Source organism: Streptomyces sp. NPDC029296, assembly GCF_055569255.1.
The window spans coordinates 121,023-129,408 of the sequence record NZ_JBVHXT010000028.1 but is presented as its reverse complement, the minus strand read 5'-3'; the positions used below and the strand labels follow the sequence as shown (position 1 = coordinate 129,408).

Genomic DNA, 8,386 nt, shown 5'->3' with positions numbered 1-8,386 from the left:
GGAGCGAGCAACTCCCACTCCTGATCAGTGAGTTCATGGCGACGTATCACCCCACCATGATCCACCACCCGATGATCTTTGAAGACGGACCCTAGTACTCTGAGGTTCCCCCGCAGTGCGGGAGTGGCTGACCAGTCCTGTGTCGTGATCACTCCTGGTCTTCCTTGTCGTTCGCCGAGTCGGGCACCTTGAAGTCGTATTCCCAGGCAAAGCGCGAGGCCGCGTGCACCCCGATGGCGAATTCAACCACCGTTCCTGCTGCCGTGTAGGTCGTGCGATGCAGTTCGACCACGGGTTCACCGGGTGGGAGTTGTAGGAGCTTCACCTCGTCGGGTGTGGGGGTGCGGGCGAAGAGCCGTTCCTTCATGTGGTCGATCTCGTATCCCGCGTCGTACAGCACGCGGAAGCCGCCGCCTCGGCCAGCCGGACCCGGTGTCGGATCGACCAGGCGGGTGCCCTCCACGTGCTCGGGCCGGTAATAGCTGGTCAGCGTGTGTTGGCTGCTCGCCTTCCTTGACCAGCCGCGCACGGGCGTAGACCGGGGCGCCCTCTGGGATCCCGTGGGCCGCCGCCACCTCGGGTGGGGCCTCGACAAGGTTGACCGTCTGTGTCTGCTCGTTGCGGCGATACGCTCGTCCGGAGGCCACGCGGTCCGTTGGACTCGTTCCGACCGGAACACATCCGGGCACTGGTAAGTGCGCTGGAGAGCGACCCTGCGGTCAGTGGCGGGTACGCCCGGAACATCTACGGCGACGTACGCGCCGTGCTGAGCGCTGCCGTGGATGACGGGCTTCTGCCGCGCAATCTCTGCTCGGCCAACTCCGTGCGCCCCCCAACCGTCGAGCCTCGTCGCGTCGTGCCGTGGCTACCCGTCCAGGTCCGTGCGGTTCGTGCCGGGCTCCCCGAGCGGTACCGGTCGATGGTCGATGTGGGCGCTGGCTGCGGCCTCCGTCAAGGGGAGATCGTGGGGCTGGCGGAAGACGCCTTGGACTTCGAGAACGGCACCCTCCGCGTGATCCGGCAGGTCAAGCTCATCAAGGGAAAGGCCGTGTTCGCTCCGCCGAAGGGCAACAAGGAGCGTGACGTGCCGCTGCCCTCGTCCGTAACCGAGGCCCTGCGCGCCCACATGGACCGCTTCAAGCCGGTGGAGATCACGTTGCCGTGGCGGAAGCCGAACGGACCGAAGGTGACGGCCCGTCTGCTGTTCACGAACACCGCCGGCGGTCTGGTCTGGCGCAGCAACTTCAACATCCAGGAGTGGAAGCCGGCCCTTGCATCGGCCGGGCTGATCCCGGAAGCCGATGAGAACGGCAAGTACCAGTCGGCTCGGGAACACGGCATGCACGCCCTACGGCACTTCTACGCCTCGGTACTCCTGGACGCCGGTGAGAGCATCAAGGCAGTGAGCCAGTATCTCGGGCACTCCGATCCGGGGCTGACGTTGCGGGTGTACGCGCATCTGATGCCGTCGAGTCAGGAGCGCACCCGGAAGGCCGTGGATCAGGTGTTGCCCGCTCCTGATGAGCCAGACGGCCCAGTGATCTGAGCGGAGCCCCCTACCGGAGCCAAAAGCCCTGGTGGGGGGCTTGATCGTGTCCGGCTATTGCCAGTTCTCCGGGCTTAGGCATGGCGTTACCAGTGTCGCAGATCCAACCGGGTGACCCCGAAAGCCGCCTCACCAGGTCACCGGCAGGGTCCTCGGGCCGCGGATCAGGCCCCGGCGCTGGAACTCGACCCGCCCGGGAGGGACGGCCAGCCGCAGGGCGGGGAAGCGGGCCAGGACGGAGCCGATCACGACCTCGGCCTCCATGCGGGCCATGACGGCGGCCGGGCAGTGGTGCGGACCGTGGCCGAAGGCCAGGTGGGCGAGGGGGTCCCGGTCGAAATCCAGGGCGTCGGGGTCGGGGAACGCCCCGGGATCGCGGTTGGCGGCCAGGTAGGCGTTGTAGACCACGTCACCGGCGCGGATCAGCCGGCCGCCGACCTCGACGTCCTCGGTGGCGATCCGGGGGATGCCGACGCCGTTGCGGTGCGGGACGTAGCGGAACAGTTCCTCCACGGCCCGGGGCAGCAGGTCCGGCTCGCGGCGCAGCCGGTCCAGGTGGCCGGGGTGGGTGAGCAGCGCGTACATCATCGAGCCGCTGTTGTTGCGGACCGCGTGACCACCGCTGACCTGGACGGCGATCGCGAGGGAGACCGCCTCGTCGTCGGTGATCTCGCCCTCGGCGGCGGCCCGCGCCAGCACCCCGGCCAGGTCCTCGCGGGGTTCCGCGCGGCGGCGCCCGAGCAGTCCGGCGATCCGCTCCCGGGTCGCCCTCGCGGCCTCCCGGGCGCGCTCCCCGGACCCGGCGCCGGCCGACAGCAGGGCCTCCCCGGCCGCGGTCCAGTCCTGCCGGTCCTCCTCGGCCACGCCGAGGAAGTCGCGGAGCACGGCGAGCGGGAAGGGGGCGTGCAGATGCTCCATGAGGTCGGCCGGGGCGCCGGCGCACGCCATCCCGTCCAGCAGTTCGGCGGCCCGGCGCTCGGCGAGCGGACGCAGCCGCCGCATGCTCCGCGCGGAGAACGCCCGGGCGACGACCCGGCGCAGCCGGGTGTGCCGGGGCGGGTCGATGTACTGGAGCCCCGCCGTCTGCGAGGCGACCGGCACCGGGCGCAGGGCGGGCACGTCGCGGCCGGCGACCCGTTCCCGGGAGAAGCGCGGGTCGGAGGTGACGAGGCGGACATCCTCGTACCGGGTGACCAGCCAGGCCCAGCCCGCGCCGTAGGGCAACCGGATCCGGCTGACCGGCTCCTCGCGCAGCACCGCGTCCAGGAACGGATCGGGGTCGAGCGCGGGCAGGTCGTCCACGGGCCAGAACCGCACCGGAGGGGGAGAGGCCGGGGAGGCGGGGGCGCCGGCCGGGCACAGGGAGGCGGGACGCGCGGGCGTGCGGGCGGGGGCGGGGCGTCCGGACGGGGGTAGGGGGCGCGCGGGCCCGGACGCGGAAGGGGAGGCCGGGCACGCGGAGACGCGGGCGGGAGACGCCGAGCCGGAGGCCGGGCACGCGGAGACGGAGGCCGGGCACGCGGAGGCGTGGGCCGGGCAGGTGGACGCGGAGGCGGGGGCGGGGTCGAGGGGCATCGGGCACACTCCCTGCTGCGGCGCCGGGCGGCGACGCGACCGCCGCCCTGCGAGGAGTCTGCCGCGCGCGGCACCGGGCCGCCGATTCCTGCTGCGGCATCCGGGTACGACCGCGCGGACCCGGCGGCGCGGTCGTGCCACGGCACGGACGCACGGCTACGACGACGGCGCCCCGCTACGACACGGGCCCGCCGCCACGACGACGGCCCCCGCCCTGCTGTGGCGCAGGAGGAGGGCCGGGAAGCCGTACCGCTCGGCGAAGCCGGTGAAGACCGCGGGGGTCACGTGGAGCCGACGAACACCACCAGCAGCAGCCACACGACCGGAGCCGTGGGCAGCAGCGAGTCCAGGCGGTCCATGATGCCGCCGTGGCCGGGGAGCAAGGTGCCCATGTCCTTGATGCCCAGGTCGCGCTTGATCATGGATTCGCCGAGGTCGCCCAGGGTGGCGCTGGCCGCGACCGCCAGGCCCAGCAGCAGACCCTGCCACCAGGCTCCGCCCTCGATCAGGAAGTGCGTGCACAGCGCGCCCGCCACCATCGCGAACAGCACCGCGCCCAGCAGGCCCTCGCGGGTCTTGCCGGGGCTGATGCGCGGGGCGAGCTTGTGCTTGCCGAAGCGCCAGCCGACCGCGTACGCCCCGGTGTCGCTGACGACCGTCAGCAGCAGGAAGGTCAGCACCCGCCAGGGGCCGTCGTCGGCGGCGAGCATCAGCGCGACGAAGGTGGCGAGGAAGGGCACGTAGAACGCGGCGAAGACTCCGGCCGTGACGTCCTTGAGGTAGCCCTCCGGCCGTTCCGTCATGCGCCAGACCAGGGTGGCCAGCGCGGTGAGGGCCATGGCCACCCACGCGCCCTCGGCGCCGCGCACATAGCCGGCGACGACCATGGCCGCACCGCCCACCGCGAGCGGCACGAGCGGCGCCCTGATCTCCTTGCGCTCCTGGAGCCTGCTGGTCAGCTCCCACAGTCCGACGACGACGGCGACCGCTATCACGCCGACGAACACGGCCTTGACGACGAACAGGGAGGCGACGATCACCACACCGAGCCCGACGCCGACCCCTATGGCGGCGCTCAGGTCGCGGCCCGCGCTCTTCTTCTGCGGCGCCGGCGGCGGCTGCGGGGCGTCGGGCATGGGCTCCGGGTTCTGGGTCTCGGCCGGGAGCTCCCGGGCCTGGGACGTCTCGTCACGGAACAGGGGCCCGCTCAGCCGAGCGGCCCCCCGGTCGTCGTCCTGGTCTCCGCCGTACGCGGGGCCGTCGGGCACGATGGGCATGGGGCGAGTGTGCTGCGCCTCAGGCGCATCGTACGCGGGACCCGCCGGGGCAGCCCCCTGGACAGGTCCACCCGCGGTGGACCCCCAGTAACCGGTCTGCCCCGCCGGTGGCGGTGCCCCCCAGGAAGAGTCGCTCATCAGACTTCGAGCAGTTCCGTTTCCTTGTGCTTCAGGAGCTCGTCCACCTGGGCGACGTACTTCGCCGTCAGGTCGTCGAGGTCCTTCTCCGCACGGCGGCCCTCGTCCTCACCGATGTCGCCGTCCTTGATGGCCTTGTCGATGGCGTCCTTGGCCTTGCGGCGCACGGAGCGGATCGAGACCTTCGAGTCCTCGGCCTTGCCCTTGGCGACCTTGATGTACTCGCGGCGGCGCTCCTCGGTCAGCTCGGGGAACACCACACGGATGATGTTGCCGTCGTTGCTGGGGTTGACGCCCAGGTCGGAGTCGCGGATCGCCTGCTCGATGTTGCGCAGCGCGCTCTTGTCGAACGGGGTCACGACCGCCATGCGCGGCTCCGGCACGGAGAACGAGGCCATCTGGTTGATCGGCGTCAGCGCACCGTAGTAGTCGGCCACGATCTTGTTGAACATCGCCGGGTGCGCACGGCCGGTGCGGATCGCGGCGAAGTCCTCCTTGGCGACCACGACGGCCTTCTCCATCTTCTCCTCGGCCTCGAGGAGGGTCTCTTCGATCACCACTTGCTCCTGCGTGTCTTGAGTAAGGCCCGGCTCCGGTTCCTGCGTCGGTCGGCGGCCGGCTGCGTCGCGTCTTCTTCCTGCACGGTTCCCGACCGGCAGGACATTGTCCATCCCCCGGCCGGGGACGGCCCCTTCACGGGGCCGCACATCACCGGCCGGGTTGATCCGGGGTCAGTCCCGGCTGCCCTGGTCACCCACCAGCGTGCCGATCTTCTCACCCTTGACGGCGCGGGCGATATTGCCCTCCGCGAGAAGCTCGAAGACGAGGATCGGGAGCTTGTTGTCACGGCACAGCGTGATGGCGGTGGCGTCGGCGACCTTGAGGTCCCGGGTGATGACCTCGCCGTAGCCGAGCGCGTCGAACTTGACGGCGTCGGGGTTGGTCTTGGGGTCGGAGTCGTAGACCCCGTCCACGCCGTTCTTGCCCATGAGCAGCGCCTCGGCGTCGATCTCCAGGGCGCGCTGCGCGGCGGTGGTGTCGGTGGAGAAGTAGGGCATGCCCATACCGGCGCCGAAGATGACCACGCGGCCCTTCTCCAGGTGGCGCACGGCGCGCAGCGGGATGTACGGCTCGGCGACCTGGCCCATGGTGATGGCGGTCTGCACGCGGGACTGGATGCCCTCCTTCTCCAGGAAGTCCTGGAGGGCGAGGCAGTTCATCACGGTGCCGAGCATGCCCATGTAGTCGGAGCGGGCGCGGTCCATGCCGCGCTGCTGGAGTTCGGCGCCGCGGAAGAAGTTGCCGCCGCCGATGACGACCGCGATCTGGGCCCCGTCGCGCACGACGGACGCGATCTCACGGGCGATCTTGTGCACCACGTCCGGGTCGACGCCCAGGCCCCCGCCGCCGGAGAAGGCCTCTCCGGACAGCTTCAGCAGAAACCGGCCGCGTACTTTGCCGTCGTCGCTCTTCTGGGCCTTGGTGGTCATGGGGGATCCCGCCTCTTTCACGTGTTGCACATACGAAGAAGGCCATTGCCGGTGGGGTCGCTTTTCGCTCCCATGCGCGGCAATGGCCTCCTCGTCAGATCTGCTGCCGTCCGCCGCACGCCGGGGTGGGGCGATGGGGACGGACGACTGCGGTCGACCCTATCGGCATTTCCTCGCGGATCCGCCCGGGGGTCGCGCGTCGATCGCGGTACGGACTCAGATGCCGACCTTGATGCGCGAGAAGCGCTTCAGGGTGACACCGGCCTCGTCCAGAACCTTCTGGACCGACTTCTTGTTGTCCAGCGCGTACGGCTGGCCGAGCAGCGTGGCGTCCTTGAAGAAGCCGTTCAGGCGACCCTCGACGATCTTGGCGATCGCGGCCTCGGGCTTGCCCTCGGCGCGGGTGGTCTCCTCGGCGATACGGCGCTCGGACTCGACGACGTCCGCCGGCACGTCCTCCTTGGCCAGGTACTTCGGCGCGAAGGCGGCGATGTGCTGCGCGACGCCCTTGGCGACCTCGGCGTTGGGCTTGTCCAGCTCGACCAGGACACCGATCTGCGGGGGCAGGTCGGGCATGGTGCGGTGCATGTAGGCGGTGACGTAGCCGCCGGAGAACTGCGCGAAGCGGTCCAGGACGATCTTCTCGCCGAGGTTGGCGTTGGCCTCGTCCACGTACGCCTGGACGGTCTTGCCGGCCTCGATCTCGGAGGCCAGCAGGGCCTCGATGTCGGCCGGGTTCGTCTTGGCGGCGTGCTCGGCGATGGCCTTGGCCACGGCCTGGAACTTCTCGCCCTTGGCGACGAAGTCCGTCTCGCACTTCAGCTCGACCAGGACACCGGAGGAGTTGTCGTCGGCGATGATGGAGACCACGGCGCCGTTCTCGGCGGAGCGGCCCTCGCGCTTGGCGACGCCCTTCTGGCCCTTGATGCGCAGCGCTTCGACAGCCTTCTCGACGTTGCCCTCGGCCTCGTCCAGCGCCTTCTTGCAGTCCATCATGCCGGCGCCGGTGAGCTCACGGAGCTTCTTGACGTCGGCGGCGGTGTAGTTCGCCATGAGTCTGTGAGTCTTTCTCGAAGTCTGTTTTAGGTCCGCACGGTCGCGGCCCACATGTAGTCGCGGGCCGCGTACGCCGTGCCGACCTACGGGTGAACAGCGGGGGCGGATTTCAACGCGCCGGAAGCGCTACCGCCCCCACTGTCGAACGCTGACGGACCGGCGTCAGGCCTGCTCGCCCTCGGCGGCCGGGGCCTCGGCGGCGGGAGCCTCGGCGGCCGGCGCCTCGTCGGCGGGAGCCTCGGCGGCGGGGGCCTCGGCGGCAGCGGCGTCGGCGGCCGGGGCCTCCTCGCCCTTCTTCTCACCCTCCAGCAGGTCGCGCTCCCACTCGGCGAGCGGCTCGCCCGCGGCCTTCTCGCCCTTGTCACCGGTGGCGACGCCGGAACGGGCGATGAGGCCCTCGGCGACGGCGTCGGCGATCACACGGGTGAGCAGGGTGACGGAGCGGATCGCGTCGTCGTTGCCCGGGATCTTGTAGTCGACCTCGTCGGGGTCGCAGTTGGTGTCGAGGATCGCGACGACCGGGATGTTCAGCTTCCGGGCCTCACCAACGGCGATGTGCTCCTTCTTGGTGTCCACGATCCAGACGGCGCTGGGCACCTTCTGCATCTCGCGGATACCACCGAGGGTCTTCTCCAGCTTGGCCTTCTCGCGGGAGAGGACCAGCAGCTCCTTCTTGGTCAGACCGGAGGCGGCGACGTCCTCGAAGTCGATCTGCTCGAGCTCCTTGAGGCGCTGCAGACGCTTGTAGACGGTCGAGAAGTTGGTGAGCATGCCGCCCAGCCAGCGCTGGTTGACGTAGGGCATGCCGACGCGGGTGGCCTGCTCGGCGATGGCCTCCTGCGCCTGCTTCTTCGTGCCGACGAACATGACCGTGCCGCCGTGGGCCACGGTCTCCTTGACGAACTCGTAGGCGCGGTCGATGTACGACAGCGACTGGAGCAGGTCGATGATGTAGATGCCGTTGCGCTCGGTGAAGATGAAGCGCTTCATCTTCGGGTTCCAGCGACGGGTCTGGTGACCGAAGTGGACGCCGCTCTCCAGCAGCTCCCGCATCGTGACGACGGCCATGGCCGTATCTCCTTGGTGTTCTCGGTTGTGCCGCGTCCGCCGGACGGCGGTCGCGCCTGACGCCCGCGCTGCGCCGTGCCACGAAGGACCGAGGGGCGCTTGGCAGGGACCGTTGCCGGCCGCCGTACCGGGGCGTGCGAAGTCGACCCGGTGACCCGGATCGCCAGAAGAAGTGTACGGGACCGACGGAGCGGCGGGTGACGGTGCTGTCCACAACCGGCGAGTAGTCCACAGGT

General features: G+C 70.2%; 6 protein-coding genes and 2 pseudogenes. 1 reads left to right on the top strand and 7 read right to left on the bottom strand.

The annotated features are described in order from the left end of the window. Window positions 1-148 precede the first annotated feature (148 nt). Window positions 149-653 (bottom strand): annotated as a pseudogene (locus ACZ4W9_RS24420) (GntR family transcriptional regulator); the annotation flags it as partial. On the opposite strand from ACZ4W9_RS24420, the pseudogene ACZ4W9_RS24415 reads away from it, so the two are divergent. Next, a pseudogene (locus tag ACZ4W9_RS24415) lies at window positions 653-1,546 on the top strand (tyrosine-type recombinase/integrase); the annotation flags it as partial. The pseudogenes ACZ4W9_RS24420 and ACZ4W9_RS24415 overlap by 1 nt on opposite strands. A 129-nt stretch (window positions 1,547-1,675) precedes the next feature. Here ACZ4W9_RS24415 and ACZ4W9_RS24410 read toward each other — a convergent pair. The 6 genes from ACZ4W9_RS24410 to rpsB form a co-directional block, all read right to left on the bottom strand. Then, complete coding sequence (locus tag ACZ4W9_RS24410) at window positions 1,676-2,863, bottom strand: cytochrome P450 (protein ID WP_467939210.1); 1,188 nt, start codon at window positions 2,861-2,863, stop codon at window positions 1,676-1,678. Window positions 2,864-3,402: 539 nt separating this feature from the next. Beyond that, on the bottom strand, window positions 3,403-4,536 hold the full coding sequence (locus ACZ4W9_RS24405; protein ID WP_467939208.1) for a phosphatidate cytidylyltransferase: 1,134 nt from the start codon (window positions 4,534-4,536) through the stop codon (window positions 3,403-3,405). Continuing rightward, window positions 4,536-5,093, bottom strand: a complete 558-nt coding sequence (gene frr, locus ACZ4W9_RS24400; protein WP_467939206.1) for a ribosome recycling factor — start codon at window positions 5,091-5,093, stop codon at window positions 4,536-4,538. Before frr ends, ACZ4W9_RS24405 begins: the two co-directional genes overlap by 1 nt. A 174-nt stretch (window positions 5,094-5,267) precedes the next feature. Next, window positions 5,268-6,026 (bottom strand): UMP kinase, encoded by a 759-nt coding sequence (pyrH, locus tag ACZ4W9_RS24395; RefSeq protein ID WP_467939204.1) that lies wholly within the window; start codon window positions 6,024-6,026, stop codon window positions 5,268-5,270. 216 nt (window positions 6,027-6,242) lie between these two features. Beyond that, entirely contained in the window at window positions 6,243-7,079 is an 837-nt protein-coding gene (gene tsf, locus ACZ4W9_RS24390) for a translation elongation factor Ts (RefSeq protein ID WP_467939202.1), read from the bottom strand. Window positions 7,080-7,244: 165 nt separating this feature from the next. Then, window positions 7,245-8,150, bottom strand: a complete 906-nt coding sequence (rpsB, locus tag ACZ4W9_RS24385) for a 30S ribosomal protein S2 (protein WP_467939200.1) — start codon at window positions 8,148-8,150, stop codon at window positions 7,245-7,247. Window positions 8,151-8,386 lie beyond the last annotated feature (236 nt).